This is a genomic window from Mesorhizobium sp. CA4 (assembly GCF_020165075.1).
Classification (GTDB): Bacteria; Pseudomonadota; Alphaproteobacteria; order Rhizobiales; family Rhizobiaceae; genus Mesorhizobium.
This window is the reverse complement of record NZ_JAIUHK010000008.1, coordinates 82,235-104,089: the sequence shown is the minus strand read 5'-3', so window position 1 is coordinate 104,089 and position 21,855 is coordinate 82,235. Positions and strand designations below refer to the sequence as shown.

The following is a 21,855-nucleotide window of genomic DNA, read 5'->3' as shown; positions in this document are numbered from 1 at the left end:
GCGCAGCTCTATGCCAAGCGCCTCCAGCGGCGAAAGATAACGATAGAGGAAGTGCTGCCCGCCATAGCCGAACGGCTTTGCCTTGACGTTGGGAGGTTGGCGCTCGAGCCAACGCGGCGGCCTTTCGGATGGATATATCCGACGCGAACCGGTGCACCAACCAGCCCCGAGATGAACCGCGACGTCTTCGTATCGGTGATGTCGACGACCATATCGAAATGGCTCCGGCGCAACTTAAGGAGCGTGAGAATAAGCTCCTGCGCGCGCCGCAGCGGCGTGCCACGCATATGGGAACGGCGGAAGGTCACGACCTCCGAGGCGACGTCGTTGGCCGTGAGGAAGCTGGCGAAGCGGCCATCGCAGAGGATGACGATACGGACGCCGGGATATTCGAGCTGCAGATTGCTCGCCAACGTGGTGGAAAGAACGAGATCGCCAATGTGCTTCGTCTGCAGGATCAGGATCGAACGCAAAGGGCCGGAGCGAAGCCGCGACATCCATGTCCGGGCGCCGGACGGATCAGAGTCCACGAAGCTGGGCTGAGACGTAGACATGTGGAGCCGCCATGCGTGTGTTTCACGTGGCTCTCATACAAGACGGCAAGGTTGTGGACCAGAGTGACTCGCGCGCCCATAGGCACGAAAGACGGAGGCGCCGAGCCCGGCGTTTCAGGCCTTTCCTGGAATTGCTCCAGGAGGCGCGACGCAGCCGATGCGGGGCTTTCCCGCGGATGTCAGACTGCGGCCTCCAGGGACATCTCCGTCCGTGCCAGGAGTTCCAGCGCGGCCTCGACGACCGGATCGACCTCCAGGCGCCAGACACAGCATGCCTTGCTCGGATCGGTCCGGCGGCACAGGTCGCCGCCGACGCAATCGCAAGGCATGGAAGGCCTGAGCGAGACGCTCGGCACGCCGACCGGCGCCCAACGGACCGGGTTGGTCAGACCGAACAGGCCCACCACCGGCGTGCCTGCCGCGGCCGCTATATGCATAGGCCCGCTTTCATTGCCGAGAAACAGCCGCGCCTCCTTGAGCAGCGCCAGCAGAGTTTCCAGCTCCAGCATGCCCGCAAGGTTGACGACACGCGTCTTCGCCGCCGCGATGATCCTGTCGGTCGCCTCGCTCTCGTCCGGACCGCCGACTAGAACCACCCGCAGGCCGGTTTGCCGCACGATCCTGTCGATTGCTTCGGCGAAGCGCTCCGGCTGCCAGCGCCGACCCGCGAAGCTTGCCCCGGCATGAACGGCAATGAAGGCGTTTGGCTGAATTCTGTGCCTGGCAAGCAGCGCCCGGGCGCGCGTCGTCTCGAAGGGCGGCGGCCGAATCGCCGGAGCCCTGACGCGCAACGCGATGCCAAGTGCCTCCAACGGAGACAAGTAGCGATAGAGATAGTGCTTTTTGCCGAATCCGAAGGGCTTCATCCTGAAATTGGCGGGTTGACGTTCGTGCCAGCGCAAAGGCCGCTCCGTCGGAAAATAGCCGACCCTGACCCGGGCGTTGACCAGTCCGGAAATGATCCGCGAGGTCTTGGAGTCTGTGATGTCGATGGTCACGTCGAAGCGGTGCTGCCGCAAAGTCCGTACCATGCGGAAGAGCTCGCGTCCCCGCTGGAGCGGCGAGCCGCGCATCTTGGCGCGGCTGAAGGGGACGACCTCGGTGGCAATGCCGTGCGCCGTCAGGAAGCCGGCGAAATGCGCTTCGCAGAGAAACACGATCCTGACGCCCGAATATTGAAGTTGCAGGTTCTTCGCCAGCGCCGAGGCCAGCACGATGTCGCCGATGAATTTGGTCTGCAGGATCAGGATGGAGCGGCAGGCGGACGAGGAAATCTGCAACATGGGCTTCCGTCACCAATGAATTCGGTGTCGGAACCTCCCCTGAAACGATGTCGAGATTCAGGGCCGTCACGCGCACGTTCGCGTGACATCGCATACAAAACCGTAAGGCATCGGGACGCCGCTAGCCGAAGCCCGTCAGGCGCGTTTTGCCGCGCTCTTTGCTGCAGCCACCGCAGCCTGCGCGGCTGCGAGCCTGGCGATCGGCACACGGTAGGGCGAGCACGACACATAATCGAGGCCGACCTCCTCGCAGAAACGGATCGAGGCCGGATCGCCGCCATGTTCGCCGCAGATGCCGAGCTTGATAGCGGGCCGCGTCGTCTTGCCTTTTTCGGCCGCGATCCGCACCAGCTCGCCGACGCCGTCGATATCGAGCGACACGAACGGATCTTGCTCGATGATGCCCTTCCGCCGGTATGTTTCGAGGAAGGAGGCCGCGTCGTCGCGCGAGATGCCGAAGGTGGTCTGCGTCAGATCATTGGTGCCGAAGGAGAAGAATTCGGCCGCTTCGGCAATGACATGGGCGCGGATCGCCGCACGCGGCAATTCGATCATCGTGCCGGTCAGGTAATCGATCTTGGTGCCGGTCTCCTGCATGACGCTTTGCGCGACCGCATCGATGCGCGCCTTGACGTATTGCAGCTCCTTCACGAGGCCAACCAGCGGCACCATGATTTCCGGCACCACCAGCGCCCCGGCCTTGCGGCCGGCCTGGACCGCTGCCTCGAAGATGGCGCGCGCCTGCATCTCGGCGATCTCCGGATAGGAGACGGCGAGCCGGCAGCCGCGATGGCCGAGCATCGGGTTGAATTCGTGCAGCGCCTCCGTGCGCTGCCTGAGCTTGTCGGCTGAAACATTCATGGCGGTCGCGACCTCGGCGAGCTCGGCCTCGGTCTTCGGCAGGAACTCATGCAGCGGCGGGTCGAGGAGGCGGATCGTCACCGGCAGGCCGGCCATGATCTCGAACAGCTCGAGGAAGTCCGAGCGCTGCATGGGCAGGAGCTTGTCGAGCGCTGCGCGCCTGTCCTTCTCGGTGTCGGCCAGGATCATCTCGCGCATGGCGACGATGCGGTCGCCCTCGAAGAACATGTGCTCGGTGCGGCAGAGGCCGATGCCCTCGGCGCCGAAAGAGCGCGCCATGCGCGCGTCGAGCGGCGTTTCGGCGTTGGTGCGCACCTTCATGCGGCGCGCGGCATCCGCCCACTCCATGATGGCGGCGAAATCGCCGGACAGCTCCGGCTGCAGCATGGCGACCGCGCCCTTCAGCACCTGGCCGTTGCCGCCGTCGATGGTGATGATGTCGCCCTTGCGGAAGGTCTGGCCCATCGAGATGAGCGTGCCGGCCCTGTAGTCGACGCGCAGCGAGCCGGCGCCGGACACGCAGGGCTTGCCCATGCCGCGCGCCACCACCGCTGCGTGGCTGGTCATGCCGCCGCGCGTGGTGAGGATGCCTTCGGCGGCATGCATACCGTGGATGTCTTCCGGACTGGTCTCGATGCGCACCAGGATCGCCTTGCGCCCTTGCGCCTTGGCGTCCTCGGCATCGGCGGATGAAAAGACGATCTCGCCGGTGGCGGCGCCCGGCGAGGCCGGCAGTCCCATGCCGATGACGTCGCGCGCCGCCTTCGGGTCGATGGTCGGATGGAGCAGCTGGTCCAGCGAGGCCGGGTCGATGCGGGCGACCGCCTCCTCCTTGGTGATCAGCCCGTCCTTCGCCATTTCGACGGCGATCTTCAGCGCCGCCTTGGCGGTGCGCTTCCCGGAGCGGGTTTGCAGCATCCATAACTTGCCGCGTTCGATGGTGAATTCGAGATCCTGCATGTCGCGGTAGTGCTTTTCCAGCCGGTCGGAGATGTCGACGAAAGCCTGGAATGCGTCGGGCATAAGCTTCTGCAGCGACGGCTTGTCGGAGCCGGCGGCGATACGCGCCGCCTCGGTGATGTTCTGCGGCGTGCGGATACCGGCAACCACGTCCTCGCCCTGGGCGTTGACCAGGAACTCGCCGTAGAGCTGCCTGTCGCCGGTCGAGGGATTGCGGGTGAAGGCGACGCCGGTTGCGGACGTGTCGCCCATGTTGCCGAACACCATGGCCTGGACATTGACCGCCGTGCCCCAGCTTTCCGGGATGTCGTGCAGGCGCCGATAGGTGATGGCGCGGCTGTTCATCCAGCTCGAGAACACGGCGCCGATCGCGCCCCAGAGCTGCTCGTGCGGATCCTGCGGGAACGGCTTGCCGAGCTCTTCCTCGACCTTGGCCTTGTAGAGCGAAATCACGCCTTGCCATTCTTCGGCCGTCAGCTCGGTGTCGAGCTCATGGCCGAGGCTGGCCTTCTGGTCCTCCAGGATTTCCTCGAATACTTCGTGGTCGAGGCCCATGACGACGTCGGAATACATCTGGATGAAGCGGCGATAGCTGTCATAAGCAAAACGCGCATCGCCGGAATCGGCGGCCAGAGCCTCGACCGTCTCGTCATTGAGACCGAGATTGAGCACCGTATCCATCATGCCGGGCATGGAAGCGCGGGCGCCGGAGCGGACCGAGACCAGAAGCAACTTCGACGGATCGCCGAAGCGGCGGCCGGTGATCCGGCCGATATGGTCGAGAGCAGCGACGACATCCGCCTCGAGCGCTTCGGGATAGGTGCGGCCGTTGGCGTAATAGGCGTTGCAGACCTCAGTGGTGATGGTGAAACCAGGCGGCACCGGCAGCCCGAGGCTGCACATCTCGGCCAGATTGGCACCCTTGCCGCCGAGAAGGTTGCGGTCACCGGCACGGCCCTCGGCGGCGCCATCGCCGAAGGTGTAAACCCACTTGGTCATGCTTGCCCTCCAGTTCGTGGAAGATAGAAACAGCCGGACCAGGGTCCGGTTCCCCGCCTTCGCGATCCGAGCGATAGGATGCTGCAGTGCGAAAGGCAAGCACCGGCCGGGTGCCTGTCGCGACTACAATCGATTAAGCAAACGCTGCGTCAAAAAGACTTGCCGGAGGGTATCGCGCGATATAGAACATAACAAGAACTTAGTGGAGTAGCGTGATGAAACTCAACGGAAAACTCGACTATCTTGAACTGTCGGCGACGGGCTGCACACTGGACAGCGTCAAATCCTTCTACAGCGCAGCGTTTTCATGGTCGTTCACCGACTACGGCCCGACCTATTCCGCCTTTGCCGAAGGCCTCGACGGCGGCTTCCAGGCAGATGCCGACGAAGCGCCGGCCAAGCCGCTTCCGGTCATCTACTCCGAAAATCTCGAGGAAACGCTGGACGCGATCGAGAGTGCCGGCGGCACCATCGTCAAGCCGATCTTTTCCTTCCCGGGCGGCAGGCGGTTCCACTTCACCGATCCGGCCGGCAACGAACTGGCCGTTTGGGGACATTAGGGAGTCGCAATTTCGGGTTGTTTTGCTGTTGACAGCCGGGGGGCAGCCGGGCTCATTCCATAGAACGGCGGCAACCTTCAAAAAAGCAGACTGATGAAATTCGGCTCAAGCGGTGTTCGGGGTCTGGCTTCCGAATTGGTCGGGCGGCCGAGCGGACTCTATACCGAGGGTTTTGCCCGGCGCTTGCGGTCGACCGGCTTTCGGCAAGGCGAGGTCTTCGTCGGGCGCGACCTGCGCGACAGCAGTCTAACGATAGCCGAAGATTGCATGGCGGCGCTGGCCGCAAGCGGCTTCCAGCCGGTCGATTGCGGCCCCATCCCCACACCCGCGCTTGCCTTCTATGCGCGCCTGCATGGCGCCGCGGCGCTCATGGTGACGGGCTCGCATATTCCCGCCGACCGCAACGGCATCAAGTTCTATGGGCCGAAGGGGGAGATCGACAAGCAGGACGAGGCCGCGATCACCGCTCATGTCGCGGAGCTGTCGGACCGGTATCCCTGGCCGCCGGCCCAGGCGGACTGGCAAACCGGCCATGAACAGGCGCTCGCGGCCTTTCGAGATCGTGTCGACGACATACTGCCCCCTGGCGCCCTTGCCGGAATGAAGCTCGGTGTCTACCAGCACAGCACTGTGGCGGGGGAGTTGCTGGTTGAGGTCCTGGGATCCTTTGGCGCGGATGTGATCGCCGTCGGCAAAACGGAGGTTTTCGTGCCCGTCGACACGGAGGCCGTGAGCCGGGAAACGATGGCGAAGGTGAAGGACTGGGTGCGCGAATTCAAATTCGACGCCGTGCTCTCCGCCGATGCCGACGCCGATCGTCCTCTCGTCATCGACGACAAGGGTGAGATGTTCCGCGGCGACCTGATCGGGCTGGCTACGGCGCTCTTCCTCAAGGCCGAAATCGTGGTGACGCCGGTCACCTCCAATTCAGGCATCTCCGAGGCTTTCGGATTCAGCGTCAGGAGAACGAAGGTCGGGTCTCCCTTCGTCATAGAGGGAATGGACGCCGCGCGGCAGGCAGGCGGCATCGTGGTCGGCTTCGAGGCCAATGGCGGGGTTCTTCTGGGATCGGATTGCCAGGTGAATGGCAGGACCTTGTCCGCGCTGCCGACGCGGGACTCATTTTTGCCCATCCTGGCGGTGCTGGGCACGATGGCGTCGACGGGCAAATCGCTGTCCGGCCTGCGCGAAACCTGGAACCTTCCGGTCTGCGCCAGCGAGCGCCTCGAGAACTTCCCTGTCGAGAAATCGCGCGGCTTGATGCGCAAGCTAGCCGACCGCGACGCGTTGCGGCAATTTCTTGCCCCCTTCGGCACCCTCGCGGATGTCGATGAGACCGACGGTCTCAGGGCACGGATGACCAGCGGCGAGATCATCCATCTGCGGCCTTCCGGCAACGCTCCCGAATTTCGCTGCTATGCCGAGGCCGGCAGTCATGACAGGGCGAGTGAAATTGTGGCAATGGCGCTGAAACGGGCGCGGGACGCCACACTGGCAGATGATTGAGAGGCCGTATAACGAAAGTGGCGACGGCGGTTGCCACAGCCCGGGAGCGCGGCCCGCTCTACAACTGGGAGTCGCGGCCGCTCGACCCCCGAGAGCATCGATGACGAAGACAGCGTTGATAACCGGCATTACGGGGCAGGATGGCGCCTATCTGGCACAGCTCCTGCTTTCGAAGGGGTACACAGTATACGGGCTGGCGCGACGGTCGAGCACAGCCGAGGTCAACACCGCGCGCCTGAAATGGCTAGGGATCGAGAACGAAGTGCGGATCGTGGATGGCGACCTCACGGACCTGTCGGGCCTGGCCCGAGCCATGCGCAACATAAGGCCGGACGAGGTCTATAATCTTGCCGCACAGTCTTTCGTCAAATCCTCCTGGCAGCAGCCGATCCTGACGGGCAACGTCACCGGCATCGGCGTCACGAATGTTCTCGAGGCGCTGCGTCTCGAAATTCCCGAGGCGCGTTTTTATCAGGCTTCGTCATCGGAGATGTATGGCCTTATCCAGGAGCCGATGCAGTCGGAGACCACGCCTTTCCATCCCCGTTCCCCCTATGCGGTGGCAAAGGCCTATGGTCACTGGATCACATCAACTACCGCGAGAGCTTCGGCCTGCACGCATCGAGCGGCATCCTGTTCAATCACGAATCGCCGCTGCGCGGCATCGAATTCGTGACCCGCAAAGTCACGGACGCCGTCGCGCGCATCAAGAGGGGCCTGGCAAGGGAACTGCGCCTGGGCAACATCGACGCCAAGCGCGACTGGGGCCACGCCAAGGACTATGTCCGCGCCATGTGGCTGATGCTGCAGCAGGATCAGCCCGACGACTATGTCGTCGCCACGGGCAGAACAACGACGGTGCGCGACATGTGCAGAATCGCCTTCGAGCATGTGAGGCTGAAGATGGACGATCATCTCGTCATCGATCCTGACTTGTTCAGGCCGGCGGAAGTCGAAATCCTGCTCGGCAATCCGGCCAAGGCAAAGGCGAAACTCGGATGGGAAGCGACGATCTCCCTGGAAGAGATGATTCGTGAAATGGTGGACGCCGATCTGGCGCGCCACGCGGCACCCAGGCGTTGAAAGGAAGCCCTTGCATTTACGGGTCGATGACTTGACGCACCGTCTTTCGCCACGCATCGACATGCGGACGATACGTCGTGGTTCGTGAGGCCGGCATGCGGGTTTTGATAACCGGCGCCAACGGTTTCGTCGGTCCCTATGTGCTCGACGCGCTGCGCAGGATTTGCGGCCACGAAATTGCCGTTGCCGCGACCTCAAAGGACGGTGGTCCGCATCCCGCTTTCGGCCAGGTCGAGGAGTTGGACGTGACAGACGCGACTGCCGTGCAGGACGCCGTGGCCCGTCACCGGCCCACCCATGTCGTTCACCTGGCGGCGGTCGCGGCACTGGGTGCCGCCCAGGCCGACCCCCGAAACACGTGGCGCATTCATGTGGACGGCGCACTCAACCTGGCCAATGCCATCCTCGACAAGGCTCCGGACTGCTGGCTGATCCATATCGGATCCGGCCTGGTCTATGGCGAAAGCGCGAAAACCGGACGACCGCTCGACGAAAACACGCTGCTTGCTCCGATCGACGACTACGCCGTGACCAAGGCCGCGGCCGACCTCGCGCTCGGCGCACTTTCACGCCAGGGATTGAAGTGCGTCCGGATGCGTCCCTTCAACCATACAGGCCCGGGCCAGACGGAAGCCTTTGCGGTCCCGGCCTTCGCCATGCAGATCGCACGGATCGAAGCAGGCCTGGCTCAGCCGGTCATCCGCGTCGGCAATCTCGATGCGAGGCGCGATTTCCTGGATGTGCGCGACATCGCCAATGCCTATGCCCGCGCGGTCTTGACCAGCCGCGACCTTGCCCCGAACACCATTTTCAACATTGCATCCGGCGTTTCCTGGCGGATGGGAGACATCCTCGATCTGCTGCTCGCGCAAAGCAGCGCCAGGATCGTCACGGAGCAGGATCCCCTGCGGTTGCGACCGAGCGATCTGCCATGCATCGTTGGCGATGCGACCCGTGCCCGGACCTTGCTTGGCTGGGCGCCCGAGCATTCCTTCGAAGATACGCTTGCGGCCGTCCTGGAGGATTGCCGCGTGCGTGTGGCCCAGGCGTAGGCAGGGATGCATCGCCTGTTTCCCGGAGAGCGTAGGCTGAACCGCTGCCGTGGCCCCGCGTCGCTATCGCTTTAGAGCGTTTCACCGCTCGACAGAATCGGAAGGGATTCCCGCTCGGTTGGATTTGTGATTCAAGATGCTGGCTGGATTGGAGGCCAGCATCAGATGGTTCGACCTCTTTCCGATGATCTTCGCGAGCGGGTTGTAGCGGCAGTTTTGAGCGGCGAGAGCCGCCGGTCGGCCGCCAAGCGGTTCGGCATTTCGGTTTCGGCGGCGGTGAAGTTGTTGCAGCGTCATCAGGCGACCGGCTCGATAGCGCCTGGCAAAATGGGCGGGCATCGCAAGAGGGTGCTGGAGCCGCACCGTGCCTTCATCGTGGAGCGGATCAATCAGACCTGTGAATTGACTCTGCATCGGCTGAAGGACGAGTTGGCCGCTCGTGGGCTCAAGGTCTCGCACAACGCAGTGTGGCAGTTCCTGCGCCGCGAAGGCCTGAGCTTTAAAAAAACGCTGTTCGCCCTTGAGCAGGCACGCGCCGATATTGCCCGCAGGCGCCAGCGATGGCGATCCTGGCAGGCCGGCCTCGATCCGCAGTGCCTGGTCTTCATCGATGAGACCTGGATCAAGACCAACATGGCTCCCCTGCGCGGCTGGGGGCCGAAGGGCAAGCGGCTGCGCGGCCTGGCTCCACATGGCCACTGGCGCACGCTGACTTTCCTCGGCGCGCTGCGCTGTGATCGGCTCGCGGCACCTTGCGTCTTCGACGGACCGATCAACGGCCAATGCTTCCGCCTATGTCGAACAGCAGCTCATCACCGTGCTGAAACCCGGCGATATCGTCGTCATGGACAATCTGGGAAGCCATAAGTCCGCTGCCATCAGGCAGATGATCAAGGCCGCTGGCGCCAGGCTCTGGTACCTGCCGCCCTACTCACCGGACCCTCAATCCGATCGAGCAGGCCTTCGCCAAGATCAAGCACTGGATGCGCCAGGCTCAGAAACGCACCGTCGAGGACACTTGGCGCCACATCGGCCACCTCGTCGCAACCATCGAGGCAACCGAATGCAAGAACTACTTCGAACGCCGGATACGCTTCCGTCAAAACATGAAAGACTCTAGTTGATTTTCCGGCATTGAGCTTTGCTCCGCCTCGTCCTATAAGGCCGCGCGCAGCGCGGCATGCCCCGCCTGCTGGGGCGTCGCCAAGCGGTAAGGCATCGGTTTTTGGTACCGACATTCCCAGGTTCGAATCCTGGCGCCCCAGCCAACTGCCATCAAGCAGATCCGGCCATTTTCGACCCTATTCCGAACAGAAAACCGCTCTTTCCTGCGATCGCCCGGTCAGCCTACGGAGGCCGGCTTCGGAAGCCATCGCTTTTCGATAAGGCAAACCATCGTGTAGGCAGGGTCAAAAACGTTTCCGACGTGATATCGGACAACCTGTCCCATCAGATGGGATGCGGCTTCGGCGGACAAGCCGTGGTCGCCGGTCAGCCAGTTAAGCATATCCGTGGTCGCGTGCTGCAGGGCCTGATCAAGCGGGCGCGCGTTGCCAATAGAGAAAATATGAGTCTCGTTCTCACCGCGAGGCCATACTAGCCGCCTATCCTTTTCAACGGTTAAGCGAAGCTCGATTTGAAAACAGGTTTCGATCCCGGTTCCGACAATCTCGCCATCGCCCTGCGCCGCATGGCAATCGCCGGCGAAGAAGAGCGCACCCTCCACGGCAACGGGGAACCAGACGGTCGCACCAGGCCGAAACCCGCGGTAATCCATGTTGCCGCCATTTTCTGCGCTGGTCGCAGTAGAGAAAGCCTGGCCCATCGATGGCGCCACGCCAAAGCAGCCAATCATAGGCTCGACCGGCAAAATGAAGCTTTCAAGGCCCGGCGGCGGCTCCTGCAACGCCACAGTTCGCGATTCCGGGTCGATCCGCCAGGTGACTTTGTCCCGTGCCGGCAACCCGCGAGCAGCCTCCGGATCGACGACGTTTGGGCCAGTGACGAGATCGTCCACCCGGTGGAGCGGATCGGGTCCATGCGCAGGATGTCCACGCGGAGGGCGTCGCCAGGTTCGGCCCCAGTCACGAAGATCGGGCCGTTCATTGGGTTTGGTCCCCGTGCCCGTTGCACATCGTTCTTATCGAAGCCCCGAGCGTCGAGCGTTTCCGTCGTCACCACATCGCCGGATGCAATTGTGAGCGCCGGCGCAACCATACCGAGGACATTGTGCCACGTGGTGTTGATAAGCCTGTGCGTTGCCATGGAATGGCAGTAGCGAAGACGTTGTGGCGCGGCAAGTGGCAGATCGGGCTCCGGGTGTGCGACCGTTTCGTTTGCATGGGCGAGTCCCCCGCTGCGATGACGGCCTGGCACCGGCCTGACAAATCCAGTGCTCGACCTAAACCTTTTGTGCCGCCGGGCGTTGTGGTCCACGCGGCCGGGTTCTCCTGGCGGGTGGGCAAACAGCCTTCGGAGACGTTCAACCGATGTATTTCATGGCATTGGCCACCGACTATGACGGCACGCTGGCGCATGACGGCCTGGTCGCGGCCAGCACGGTCTCGGCGCTGGAGAAGCTGAAGAAGTCCGGGCGCAAGCTGATCCTCGTCACCGGGCGGGAACTGCCCGATCTCAAGGACGTGTTTCCCGAACTTTCCCTGTTCGACAAGGTGGTCGCCGAAAACGGCGCGCTGATCTACACGCCGGCCAGCGAGGAAGAGCGTACGATCTCGCCCTCGCCTTCCGCAGATTTCGTCGACAGGCTCAAGAAGCGCGGCGTGAAGCCGCTGTCCGTCGGCCGCTCGATCGTCGCCACCTGGGAGCCGCACCAGGCCACCGTGCTCGACGTCATCAAGCAGCTTGGGCTGGAGCTGGAGATCATTTTCAACAAGGGCGCGGTGATGATCCTGCCTTCCGGCATTAACAAGGCGACCGGGCTGGCGGCGGCGCTCGACGACCTGAAGCTGTCGCCGCATAACGTCGTGGCCGTTGGCGACGCCGAAAACGACCATGCCTTCCTCAGGTCGTCCGGCTGCAGCGTCGCGGTGGCCAACGCGCTGCCCGCCGTCAAGGAAACCGCCGACCTCGTCACCAAGGAGGCACGCGGCAAGGGCGTTGAGGAACTGATCCGCAAGCTGATCAAGCACGATTACCTGCTGGCCAAGAAACGCTTGCGCGGCGTTCTGCTCGGGACCTCGCGCGGGAAAGAGATCTATCTCTCGCCGATAGAAACGGTGCTGATCGCCGGGAGCTCGGGCATCGGCAAATCGACTTTGGCGACGGCGCTCACCGAGCGGCTGGTCGAAAAGGGTTTGCAATTCTGCATTTTCGACCCTGAGGGCGACTATGACGGGCTGAAAGGCGCGGTGCCGCTCGGCAACGGCTCGACCGCGCCGAACAAGGAACAGTTGCTGGAACTGATCGAGAAACCGCAGACCAATGTCGTGGTCAACGGCCTGGCGTTGAAGGTCGATGAGCGGCCCGACTTCTTCGCCGAATTGCTGCCCGGCCTCGGCAATGTCCGCTATCGCACGGCAAGGCCGCACTGGCTGATCATCGATGAGGCGCATCATTTGATGCCCAAGCGACGCGGGGATACGCGATCGGTGCTTTCGATCGAGCTGCCCGGCACCGTGCTGATCACTGTCCATCCCGAAGCAATCTCGACCGATGCGCTCGGCCTGGTGACGGCGGTAATCGCGCTTGGGCCCAAGGCGAAGGGCGTCATCAAGACCTTCTGCAAGGAAACAGGTATCCAGGCGCCAAAGGACATTCCAATGCCCAAGGGGGACCGGGTGCTGTTCTGGCGGCCGCACAACGGCAAGAAACCATTCACGGTCAAGGCGATCGAGCCCGAGCAGTCGTTGAAGCGCCACAGCCGCAAATATGCCGAGGGCGAGCTCGACGAGGCGGGCAGCTTCTATTTCACCGGGCCGAAGAAGGCGATGAACCTCAGAGCCCATAATCTCATAATCTTCGCGCAAATGGCGGAAGGAATCGATGACAGGACGTGGGAATACCATCTGCGCGCCGGCGACTATTCCAAATGGTTTCGTCAGCAGATCAGGGACAAGGACCTCGCCCGAGAAACGGCAGAGGCGGAGAAGAACAAGACATTGTCGGCCGACGAAAGCCGCAAGCTGGTGATCGATGCGGTGCGGAGGCGCTATACGGCGCCGGCCACCGCTCCGGAGAAGTAGATCGGTTCCTAGCCCGATCAGTCCAAGTTCTCAGCTCGCCTCGCGCATTGCCTCGGCGGCCTGCAGGTCGACGGAGACCAGCTGGCTGACGCCCTGTTCGGCCATGGTGACGCCGAACAGCCGGTCCATGCGCGCCATGGTGATGGGGTTGTGGGTGATGATGACGAAGCGCGTCTCGGTGGTCTTCGACATCTCGTCCATCAAATTGCAGAAGCGCTCGACATTGTGGTCGTCGAGCGGCGCGTCGACCTCGTCGAGCACGCAGATCGGCGCGGGGTTGGTGAGGAACACGGCGAAGATCAGCGACATCGCCGTCAGCGCCTGCTCGCCGCCGGAAAGCAGCGTCATAGTCTGTGGCTTCTTGCCGGGCGGGCGGGCGAGGATTTCCAGCCCCGCTTCCAGGGGATCTTCCGACTCGATCAGCTGCAATTCGGCCGTGCCGCCGCCGAACAGGTGCGAGAACAGCCGCTGGAAATGGCCGTTGACGATCTCGAAGGCCGACAGCAGCCGTTCGCGCCCTTCGCGGTTGAGACTCTGGATCGCCTGCCTCAACTTGCGGATCGCCTCGATGATGTCTTCGCGCTCGGAGACGATGGTCTCGAGCCTGTCGGACAGCTCCTTCTGCTCTTCCTCGGCGCGCAGGTTGACGGCGCCGAGCCGCTCGCGCTCAATCTTCAGCCGGTCAAGCTGGCGTTCGATCTCGGCCATGTCGGGCATCGGATCGTCGGCTTCGAGGCCGGTGTGCTTGATGACCAGATGCGGCGGCGTGTTCAGCGCTTCCTGGATGCGCGCCTCGATCTCGGCGCGCCGCTCGTCGGCGGCGGTGAGCCGCTCCTCAGCGCGCACGCGGGTCTCGCGCGCCTCGGCGAGCGACTGGATGGCGGCGGTCGCCGCCTTGTCGAGCTCGGCCTGCTTGTTCTCCGCCTCCTGCAAGCGGTCGCCCGCCGCCTGGCGCAACGCCTCGGCCTCGGAAAGCTGCGTCAGGAGCGCGCGGCGCTTGGCGTCGATTTCGTCGGGCGCATCCGCCAGCCGCTCGCGTTCGGCTTCGGCCTCCGCCTTGCGCTCGCCAAGCGCGGCGATCTGTGTCGAGGCATTTTCGGCGCGCTCCAGCCAGTTCTTGCGCTCGGCGCCGATGGCATCCAGCCGGCGCATGCGCGCCTCGGCCTCGCGCCGCAGCCCTTCATGCACGGCACGCGCATCGGCAAGCGTGGCGCGGTCGCGCGAGACGTTGGCGGAAGCCTGTTCGAGCTGCAGCTGGAGATCGCCCAGATCAGGCGCGTCCTTCAGCATCTCCTCGGCCTCGACGAAGGCGGCCTGCGTCTCCTCGTGGCTGTCGACGATGCGGGCACGGGCTTCGTCCAGGGCAGCGCGCCGGCTCACCAGCTCGCCGCCGGCCTTCTCGGCCTCGGCCAGGACGTTGCGGGCGGCATCCAGCGTATGTTGGGCGTCGCGGCCGGCCTGGCGCGCATTGCGTTCGGCCTCGCTTGCCTGGCGCATCGTCTGCTCGGCGCGCGCCAGCGCTTCCTCGGCCTCGCGCACGACGCGCGTCGCCTGCACGGCTTCGGCATCGAGCTCGGCCAGACGGTTCTTCTGCGCCAGCCGCAGCGCGGCGGCGGTCGGGGCATCGGCGCTCGCGGTCAAGCCGTCCCAGCGCCAGAGCGCGCCGTCGCGGCTGACCAGCCGCTGGCCGGGCGAAAGCTGCGCCTGGAGGCGGCGCCCGTCCGAGGTATCGACGATGCCGATCTGCGCCAAACGGCGGGCGAGTTGCGCCGGTGCGCGCACGACGCTGGCAAGGCTTTTCACGCCTTCGGGCAGTGACGCGTCGCCCGGCTGGATCGCGCTTTCGCCCCAATGCACCGGTGCGCTGCGGTCGAGCGGGACATCGAGGTCCTCGCCCAACGCCGCACCCAGCGCCGTCTCATAGCCGCGCTCGACGCTGATCTGCTCAAGCACAGAAGGGAAAAGAGCGCCGCCGCTGGTGGCGTTGAGGATCTTCGCCAGCGTGCGCGCCTCGGTCTCGATGCGCGCCAGTTCCGCCCTGGCGTCCTGCAGCGGCGGGCGGGCGGCGTTTTCGGCTGCGCGCGCCTCGGCGACGGCCTGCTCGGCGGCGGTGGCGCCGGCCTCGCTCTCTTCCAGCCGGGCAAGCGCATCCTCGACCAGAAGCCGCTTTTCGGCCGGATCGGGCAAGCCGGAAATGCGTGCGGCGATATCGGAAAGCTCGCGGTCGACCTCGGCCAGCTGACGGGCGAAGCGGTCGCGGCGCTCGGCGGTCTCGCGCAAACTGCGCTCGATCTGGTGGCGCGAGGCGGCGGCCTCGGCGCGTTCGGCGGTCAGCGCGGCAAGTTTTGCCTCGCTCTGCGACAGCGTCGCGCCGGCCTGCTCGAAGGCGGCACGCGTGGTCGCCTCGCGCTCGGCGGCGCCCGCATTGTCCGAGTTGAGCTCAGCCTCCTCGGAGCGCAGGCGCTCGAGGATATCGGCATTGTCGCGCACCATCCGCTCCTCACGGGCGATGTCGGCGTCGAGCTGCTGCAGCCGGCGTTCGAGCTCGGCCTGGCGCGAGCGGATGCGGCCGGCCTCTTCCTCGATCTGCGTCTTGGCGATAGACAGGCGCTGGAAGGCGGCGGCCGCGGCTGCTTCGGCGTCGCGCAGGTCCGGCAGCCGGTGCGCGGCGATGCCCTGCTCCCTGGCTGCCGCCATCTGGGCCGCGGCGCGGTCGCCGACCAGCGTTGTGGCGACGGCGAGCGCCGAGCGCGCCTCGCCTTCCTGGGTCTTGGCCAAGGTCCAGCGCAGATGCAGAAGCGTCGCTTCCGCCTTGCGGATGTCGGCCGACAGGTTCTTGAAGCGCGAAGCCTGGCGCGCCTGGCGCTTCAGGCTGTCGATCTGGCCTTCCAACTCGCCGACGACGTCGTCCAGCCGCTCGAGGTTCTGTTCGGCGCCTTTCAGCCTCAGTTCCGCCTCATGGCGGCGCGTGTGCAGGCCGGAGATGCCGGCGGCTTCTTCAAGCAGCGCGCGGCGGGCTTGGGGTTTCGCCTGGATGAGCTCGCCGATGCGGCCCTGGCCGACCATGGAAGGCGAGCGCGCGCCGGTCGACTGGTCGGCGAACAGAAGCTGCACGTCCTTGGCGCGGGCTTCCTTGCCGTTGATGCGGTAGAGCGAGCCCGCTTCGCGCTCGATGCGGCGCGACACTTGCAATTCATCGGCATCGTTGAAGGCGGCTGGCGCGGTGCGGTCCGTATTGTCGAGGAAAAGCGTGACTTCGGCGGTGTTGCGCGCCGGCCGCGCGCCGGAACCGGAGAAGATCACGTCGTCCATGCCGGACGCGCGCATGTTCTTGTAGGAGCTTTCGCCCATCACCCAGCGCAGCGCTTCGACGAGATTCGACTTGCCGCAGCCATTCGGCCCGACAATGCCGGTCAACCCGCGTTCGATGACGAACTCGCCGGGCTCGACGAAGGACTTGAAACCGAGGAGGCGAAGGCGCGAAAACTTCATTCGCGCCGCCCAACACTACAGGCGTGCGCGCCGAAGCCGGACCGCTTCGGCGCGGCCTGGATGTCAGAGCAGAGGGTCGATGATGGCCGACATTTCCTCAATCGACATCGCCCCTTTGTAGGTCTTTCCGTTGATGAAGAAGGTCGGCGTCGAGTCGACCTTGAACTCGTCCGCTCCGCGTTTCTGGACTGCTCTCACATCGTCCAGAAGTTTCTGGTCCGTCAAGCAGGCCTCGAAGGACTCCTGTGTAAAACCGGCCAGCTTGGAGATCTGCAGCAGTGCTTCCTTGGTGTTGCTGACGCCGACCCAGCTCGGTTGCTGCTTGAACAGCACGTCGACCATGGCGAAGTAGTTGTCCTTGGAGCAGCGCGCCAGCATGAAGCCGGCCTCGGCGCTCGGGTCGAAGGGGAATTCGCGCAGGATGTAACGGACCTTGCCGGTGTCGATGTATTTCGACTTCAACTGCGGGAAGGTGGTGTCGTTGAAATGCGCGCAATGCGGGCAGGTCATCGATGCGTATTCGACGATGGTGACCTTGGCGTCGTCCTTGCCGAGCTGCTTGTCGGGCAGCGCGCCGGGCTTGAGCAATTCCGCCATGTCGACGGTGCCTTGCGCCTCGGGCGCCTGGGCCGCCGCCGGCGTGGCGGCCGGCTTGGCAGGCGTAGACGGGTTGGCAGGCTTCACATCGGCCGCCTTCGCCTCCTCGCCGGAGTCGCTGCATGCGGCAAGCAGCGCGACCGCAGGAACAGCGGCCAGCGTGGTCAGAAGGTTTCTGCGTGACAGACTTTTGCCAAACGGGGCACGGTTCATGCGAATCACCTGATATCGGTTGGATTTTGCAATGCAAGGGCTAGAAAAGGCGAGAGTTGGCGCGAATTAAGGCATTGCGATCCCCAATCCAATCGCGAAACTCGATCATACGCATCACGAATGCGCGAGATTGGCGACGCATTCATGACGCTTCTTACGACCCTTTGGGCTTCCTTTCACCCATAATTGTGGCGCCGAGTCGCTCCAGCGAAGCGCGCAAGCCGTCATCCTCGATCTTGCCGACCAGATGCGAAAGCTTCGATTTCTCGGCCTCGCTCAAAGGCCGCGGCGCCGGCTTCGGCCGCGCCTTTTGCGAAAGCACCGGTTTTTGCAGGATTTTGATGCGGCCGACCGCGTTGAAGCCCAGAAAGGCGTTGACGCGGTTGATGACCTCGCCGGCCTCGTGCTGCAGGTGCAGCGCGGCCATGCCTTCGCAGGCGATGATCAGCGTCGCCGGCTCGAACGGGTCGTCTTCATGCAGGCGGCGCGGCCAGTGTATCTTCTCCGGCCGCGAATGGCTGGCGAGCCGAGGCCCGGCGATCTCTTCCCAGGACTGCACCAGCCCGATCGAGATGCCGGCGCGCTTCTTCAGCACCGGATCGAGGATCTCGGTCGCGAGATCGCTCACCGGAACGGGATTGCCGAAGGGCCTTTTCCCTGCCATGTGCGTTCTCCAATCCCCAACTAATCTGATCAATGGCACCACTGAACCAGACCCGCAAGGCATCACAGCAGGCCGCGTCCGGCGATACGGATATCGCGTCCCGCCTGCTTGCCTGGTATGACGCCCACCATCGCGACTTGCCCTGGCGCGTCGCCCCGGGCGCGTTTGCGCGCGGCGTGCGGGCCGATCCCTATCGCGTCTGGATGTCCGAGGTAATGCTGCAGCAGACCACGGTCGAGGCGGTGCAAGCCTATTTCCGCAACTTCGTCGAGAAATGGCCGACGGTCGAGGCGCTGGCGGCGGCGTCAGCCGAGGACGTGATGAAGGCCTGGGCCGGGCTTGGCTATTATTCCAGGGCGCGCAACCTGAAAGCCTGCGCCGACCTCGTGGCGCTGCGGGGCGGCCGCTTTCCCGACACCGAGGCGGGCTTGCGCGAACTGCCCGGCATCGGTGCCTACACCGCGGCGGCGATCGCGGCGATCGCCTTCGACCAGCCGGCGGCGGTCGTCGACGGCAATGTCGAGCGGGTGATGACCCGGCTCTATTCAATCGAAACGCCGCTCAGCGAAGCGAAGCCTCAAATCCGCGCGCTGGTCGAAAAGCTGGTGCCGCGGACGCGGCCCGGCGATTTCGCCCAGGCGATGATGGATCTCGGCGCGACAATCTGCACGCCGAAGCGGCCGCGCTGCATGCTCTGCCCAGTGCGCGAGGATTGCAGCGCCATCCTCACCGGCGATCCGGAACGCTTCCCGGTCCGCCTGCCGAAGGACGACAAGCCGCTGCGCAAGGGTGCTGCCTTCGTCGCCGAGCGCGACGACGGCGCCATCCTTCTGCGCAAACGGCCGGAGAAGGGATTGCTCGGCGGCATGACGGAGGTGCCGACCACCGGCTGGACGGCGCGGATCGATGGCGCCACGACGGCCGAGGCTGCGCCTTTTGCCGCCGATTGGCGGCGCGCCGGGCAGATCGGCCATGTCTTCACCCATTTCTCTCTCGAACTCGAAATCTTCCATGCCCACATCAAGCGCGATGCGCCGGCGGGGCACTTCTGGTCGCTGGCCCATGAAATTTCCGGGGAAGCGCTGCCTACCGTCATGAAAAAGGTGATCGAGGCGGCGATACCGGGCGCGACTAAGAAACAACCTACCCGCTGAAAGGCCTGCAATGACCGAGATACGCCACATCGTCTTCGACATCGGCAAGGTGCTGGTCCACTACGATCCGGACATCCCGTTCAGCCGGCTTATCCCGGACGCCGGGGAGCGGAAGTGGTTCTTCGACAATGTCTGCACCAGCGCCTGGAACATCGAGCAGGACCGTGGCCGGACCTGGGAAGAAGCCGAGTCGTTGCTGATCGCCGAGCATCCCGCCCATGCCGAGAACATCCGCAACTTCCGCCGCCACTGGCATGATATGGTGCCGCATGCCTATGACGACAGCGTCGCGCTTCTCGAGGGCCTGATCGATGACGGCCGCGACGTGACCCTGCTCACCAACTGGGCGTCGGACACATTCCGCGAGGCTCGCGCCCGTTTTCCGTTCCTTGAAAAGCCGCGCGGCATCACGGTCTCCGGCGATATTGGCCTGATCAAGCCGGACCGCGCCATCTACGACCATCACGTCGCTTCGTTCGGGCTCGATCCGGCGGCTTCGCTGTTCATCGACGACAGCCAGAAGAATGTCGACGGCGCCAAGGCCGCCGGCTGGCAGGCGGTGCTGTTTACCGACGCCCAGACGCTTAAAGCGGACCTTGAACGGCTCGGGATTACAGCCTGATCTGAATCGCTTGCGGCGATCCGTTGACGTTTTGATTCAGGTTCAGGCGGATCAGGCCCCTGCCCGCTCCATGCCGAGGCGCGCGATGCGGCGCAACTCGTCGATCGGGGTGAGGCCGCCGCTGCGTTCATAGTGCCAGAAGGTCCAGCCATTGCAGGCGTCAAGCCCCTGCACCTCGGCGCCGATCTTGTGGATCGAGCCGGCGCTGTCGCCGATGGCCAGCGTGCCGTCGGCGCGCACTTTCGCCGCCCAGCGCTTCTTGGCGTCGTAGAGTGTGGCGCCCGGCACCACCAGGCCGTTGTCGATCAGGCTGATGAAGGCGACGCGCGGTTCGGCGCGCTTGCCCGAAAGCACGGTGAGATCGGCGTTTTCCAGCGGCCGCACCGCGGCGATGCGCTCGTTGGCGGCAACGATATAGGCCTGCTCGCGCTCGATCCCGACAAAGTGGCGACCAAGGCGCTTGGCGACGGCGCCGGTGGTGCCGGAGCCGAAGAAGGGATCGAGCACCACGTCGCCCGGCTTGGTCGAGGCCATCATGATGCGGGCAAGCAAGGCTTCCGGCTTCTGCGTCGGATGCAGTTTGTTGCCGTTCTCGTCCTTCAGCCGCTCGCCGCCGGTGCAGATCGGGAACAGCCAGTCGGAGCGCATCTGCAGATCGTCATTCGACGCCTTCAAGGCCTCGTAATTGAAGGTGTAGCCCTTGGCCTTCTGGTCACGCGAGGCCCAGATCATCGTCTCATGCGCGTTCTGGAAGCGGCGGCCGCGGAAATTCGGCATTGGGTTGGTCTTGCGCCAGACGATGTCGTTGAGGATCCAGAAGCCGAGATCCTGCATGCGGGCGCCGACGCGGAAGATGTTGTGGTAGGAGCCGATGACCCAGATGGTGCCGCTGGGCTTCAGCACGCGGCGCGCCGCGAGCAGCCAGGCGCGGGTGAAGGCATCATAGGCCTCGAAACTCTCGAACCGGTCCCAGTCGTCGTCGACGGCGTCGACCTTGGACTGGTCGGGCCGGTGCAGGTCGCCGTCGAGCTGCAGATTGTAGGGCGGGTCGGCGAAGATGACGTCGATCGACTTTTCCGGCAGCCGGTCGAGGGCGGCGACGCAATCGCCCTTCAGGATGGTGTCCAGCCATTCGGACTGCTGGGGAGCGTGGGAAAGCTCGTCGAGAAGACGCACGACAGACATCGAAACACCCAAAAGTACGCGTTACGGTTTTACTCTCCGTTATGGTTACCGATCAGCGTAAACATTCGGTGAAGGCTCGCCGCCTGACCCACGGCGGTTTGCGAAGGCCGGCCCATTGGTGTATGCCGCGCCGCTTGAGCCAGCCAGGTCATTTCCTCCCACGCTTCGGATTGCCATGCCCCAGCCAGACCTTGTCATCTTCGATTGCGACGGCGTGCTCGTCGATTCCGAAATCATCGCCGCGCGCGTCGATGCCGAGCTTCTGACGTCGGCCGGATTCGAGATTTCGGCCGAGGAGCTTGCCGAGACCTATGCCGGCCTGACCTTCAAGGACATCATGCTGCGGGTCGAGGAGAAGTCGCGGATTCCGCTCCAGGCCTCGCTGATCGACCGCGAGGAAGAACTCGTCGACCGCAAGCTGCGCGCAGACGTGCGCATCATCGACGGTGCTCGCGAGGCGGTGGCGGCCGTAACCGCGCCACGCGCCGTCTGCTCCAATTCGCGCACCGAGCGGGTCGAATTCATGCTGGAGAAGGTGCGGCTGCTGCCGTTCTTCGCCGGCCGTATCTTTTCAGGACTTGATATCCCCAGCAAGAAGACCAAGCCGGCGCCGGACGTGTTCCTCTACGCTGCCGAAAAACTCGGCGCCAACCCGAAGAACACCTTCGTTATCGAAGATTCCGTGCATGGCATTGCCGGCGCCAGGGCGGCCGGCATGCGCGTCATCGGCTTCACCGGCGCAGGGCACAGCTACCCGGGCCACGCCGATGCGCTGACCGAGGCCGGCGCCGAAACGGTCATCCGGCGCTGGGCGGAGCTCAACAGCACGATCGCGGCACTGTCGGAGTGGTCGGAAGACGCCTAGAAA

General features: G+C 64.3%; 14 protein-coding genes, 1 tRNA gene and 3 pseudogenes. 10 read left to right on the top strand and 8 right to left on the bottom strand.

Going from position 1 to position 21,855, the window contains the following annotated elements; translation table 11 throughout:
- Positions 1-8 precede the first annotated feature (8 nt).
- The 3 genes from LB528_RS09170 to ppdK form a co-directional block, all read right to left on the bottom strand.
- Positions 9-554, bottom strand: a complete 546-nt coding sequence (locus LB528_RS09170; protein WP_224714608.1) for a glycosyltransferase family 9 protein — start codon at positions 552-554, stop codon at positions 9-11.
- A gap of 179 nt (positions 555-733) precedes the next feature.
- A complete protein-coding gene (locus LB528_RS09165) occupies positions 734-1,837 on the bottom strand; it encodes a glycosyltransferase family 9 protein (RefSeq protein ID WP_224714607.1) in 1,104 nt (367 codons plus the stop codon).
- 135 nt (positions 1,838-1,972) lie between these two features.
- Positions 1,973-4,657 carry a pyruvate, phosphate dikinase gene (gene ppdK / locus LB528_RS09160; RefSeq protein ID WP_224714606.1) on the bottom strand — a complete coding sequence of 895 codons (2,685 nt, stop codon included), beginning with the start codon at positions 4,655-4,657 and terminating at the stop codon, positions 1,973-1,975.
- 215 nt (positions 4,658-4,872) lie between these two features.
- On the opposite strand from ppdK, the gene LB528_RS09155 reads away from it, so the two are divergent.
- The 6 genes and pseudogenes from LB528_RS09155 (at position 4,873) to LB528_RS09130 (ending at position 10,126) form a co-directional block, all read left to right on the top strand.
- Positions 4,873-5,217, top strand: coding sequence for a VOC family protein (locus LB528_RS09155; RefSeq protein ID WP_224714605.1), 345 nt, complete (start codon positions 4,873-4,875; stop codon positions 5,215-5,217).
- A gap of 93 nt (positions 5,218-5,310) precedes the next feature.
- A complete protein-coding gene (locus LB528_RS09150; protein WP_224714604.1) occupies positions 5,311-6,723 on the top strand; it encodes a phosphomannomutase in 1,413 nt (470 codons plus the stop codon).
- A pseudogene (locus LB528_RS09145) lies at positions 6,716-7,806 on the top strand (GDP-mannose 4,6-dehydratase). The gene LB528_RS09150 and the pseudogene LB528_RS09145 overlap by 8 nt, the downstream one beginning before the upstream one ends.
- Before the next feature lie 95 nt (positions 7,807-7,901).
- Positions 7,902-8,858, top strand: coding sequence for an NAD-dependent epimerase/dehydratase family protein (locus LB528_RS09140; protein ID WP_224714603.1), 957 nt, complete (start codon positions 7,902-7,904; stop codon positions 8,856-8,858).
- Positions 8,859-9,023: 165 nt separating this feature from the next.
- Positions 9,024-9,968: pseudogene (locus tag LB528_RS09135) on the top strand (IS630 family transposase).
- Positions 9,969-10,051: 83 nt separating this feature from the next.
- A tRNA-Gln gene (locus tag LB528_RS09130) sits at positions 10,052-10,126 on the top strand.
- A gap of 74 nt (positions 10,127-10,200) precedes the next feature.
- Here LB528_RS09130 and LB528_RS09125 read toward each other — a convergent pair.
- A pseudogene (locus LB528_RS09125) lies at positions 10,201-11,123 on the bottom strand (acetamidase/formamidase family protein).
- Positions 11,124-11,347: 224 nt separating this feature from the next.
- Between LB528_RS09125 and LB528_RS09120 the strand changes: the two are divergent.
- Complete coding sequence (locus LB528_RS09120) at positions 11,348-13,060, top strand: HAD family hydrolase (protein WP_224714602.1); 1,713 nt, start codon at positions 11,348-11,350, stop codon at positions 13,058-13,060.
- Between the two features lie 30 nt (positions 13,061-13,090).
- Here the strand turns inward: LB528_RS09120 and smc are convergent, their stop codons facing one another.
- The 3 genes from smc to LB528_RS09105 form a co-directional block, all read right to left on the bottom strand.
- Positions 13,091-16,552 carry a chromosome segregation protein SMC gene (gene smc, locus LB528_RS09115; protein WP_224714601.1) on the bottom strand — a complete coding sequence of 1,154 codons (3,462 nt, stop codon included), beginning with the start codon at positions 16,550-16,552 and terminating at the stop codon, positions 13,091-13,093.
- Positions 16,553-16,615: 63 nt separating this feature from the next.
- Entirely contained in the window at positions 16,616-17,362 is a 747-nt protein-coding gene (locus tag LB528_RS09110) for a DsbA family protein (protein ID WP_224515458.1), read from the bottom strand.
- A gap of 154 nt (positions 17,363-17,516) precedes the next feature.
- Positions 17,517-18,026 (bottom strand): DUF721 domain-containing protein, encoded by a 510-nt coding sequence (locus LB528_RS09105; RefSeq protein WP_224515456.1) that lies wholly within the window; start codon positions 18,024-18,026, stop codon positions 17,517-17,519.
- Positions 18,027-18,058: 32 nt separating this feature from the next.
- On the opposite strand from LB528_RS09105, the gene mutY reads away from it, so the two are divergent.
- Complete coding sequence (mutY, locus tag LB528_RS09100; RefSeq protein WP_224714600.1) at positions 18,059-19,180, top strand: A/G-specific adenine glycosylase; 1,122 nt, start codon at positions 18,059-18,061, stop codon at positions 19,178-19,180.
- A gap of 10 nt (positions 19,181-19,190) precedes the next feature.
- A complete protein-coding gene (locus LB528_RS09095; RefSeq protein WP_224714599.1) occupies positions 19,191-19,802 on the top strand; it encodes an HAD family hydrolase in 612 nt (203 codons plus the stop codon).
- 51 nt (positions 19,803-19,853) lie between these two features.
- Here LB528_RS09095 and LB528_RS09090 read toward each other — a convergent pair whose 3' ends face one another.
- On the bottom strand, positions 19,854-20,987 hold the full coding sequence (locus LB528_RS09090; RefSeq protein WP_224714598.1) for a site-specific DNA-methyltransferase: 1,134 nt from the start codon (positions 20,985-20,987) through the stop codon (positions 19,854-19,856).
- A gap of 175 nt (positions 20,988-21,162) precedes the next feature.
- Between LB528_RS09090 and LB528_RS09085 the strand changes: the two genes are divergently transcribed.
- Positions 21,163-21,852: an HAD family hydrolase gene (locus tag LB528_RS09085; protein ID WP_224714597.1), complete on the top strand. Its 690-nt coding sequence runs from the start codon at positions 21,163-21,165 to the stop codon at positions 21,850-21,852.
- Positions 21,853-21,855: the final 3 nt, after the last annotated feature.

What these genes read in the sequence shown, in the direction of transcription:
- smc (WP_224714601.1), bottom strand. Translation starts at nt 16,552, where the DNA reads ATGAAGTTTTCGCGCCTTCGCCTCCTCGGTTTCAAGTCCTTCGTCGAG.
- LB528_RS09120 (WP_224714602.1), top strand. Translation starts at nt 11,348, where the DNA reads ATGTATTTCATGGCATTGGCCACCGACTATGACGGCACGCTGGCGCAT.
- ppdK (WP_224714606.1), bottom strand. Translation starts at nt 4,657, where the DNA reads ATGACCAAGTGGGTTTACACCTTCGGCGATGGCGCCGCCGAGGGCCGT.
- LB528_RS09090 (WP_224714598.1), bottom strand. Translation starts at nt 20,987, where the DNA reads ATGTCTGTCGTGCGTCTTCTCGACGAGCTTTCCCACGCTCCCCAGCAG.
- LB528_RS09140 (WP_224714603.1), top strand. Translation starts at nt 7,902, where the DNA reads ATGCGGGTTTTGATAACCGGCGCCAACGGTTTCGTCGGTCCCTATGTG.
- LB528_RS09095 (WP_224714599.1), top strand. Translation starts at nt 19,191, where the DNA reads ATGACCGAGATACGCCACATCGTCTTCGACATCGGCAAGGTGCTGGTC.
- LB528_RS09165 (WP_224714607.1), bottom strand. Translation starts at nt 1,837, where the DNA reads ATGTTGCAGATTTCCTCGTCCGCCTGCCGCTCCATCCTGATCCTGCAG.
- LB528_RS09105 (WP_224515456.1), bottom strand. Translation starts at nt 18,026, where the DNA reads ATGGCAGGGAAAAGGCCCTTCGGCAATCCCGTTCCGGTGAGCGATCTC.
- LB528_RS09110 (WP_224515458.1), bottom strand. Translation starts at nt 17,362, where the DNA reads ATGAACCGTGCCCCGTTTGGCAAAAGTCTGTCACGCAGAAACCTTCTG.
- mutY (WP_224714600.1), top strand. Translation starts at nt 18,059, where the DNA reads ATGGCACCACTGAACCAGACCCGCAAGGCATCACAGCAGGCCGCGTCC.
- LB528_RS09085 (WP_224714597.1), top strand. Translation starts at nt 21,163, where the DNA reads ATGCCCCAGCCAGACCTTGTCATCTTCGATTGCGACGGCGTGCTCGTC.
- LB528_RS09170 (WP_224714608.1), bottom strand. Translation starts at nt 554, where the DNA reads ATGTCTACGTCTCAGCCCAGCTTCGTGGACTCTGATCCGTCCGGCGCC.
- LB528_RS09155 (WP_224714605.1), top strand. Translation starts at nt 4,873, where the DNA reads ATGAAACTCAACGGAAAACTCGACTATCTTGAACTGTCGGCGACGGGC.
- LB528_RS09150 (WP_224714604.1), top strand. Translation starts at nt 5,311, where the DNA reads ATGAAATTCGGCTCAAGCGGTGTTCGGGGTCTGGCTTCCGAATTGGTC.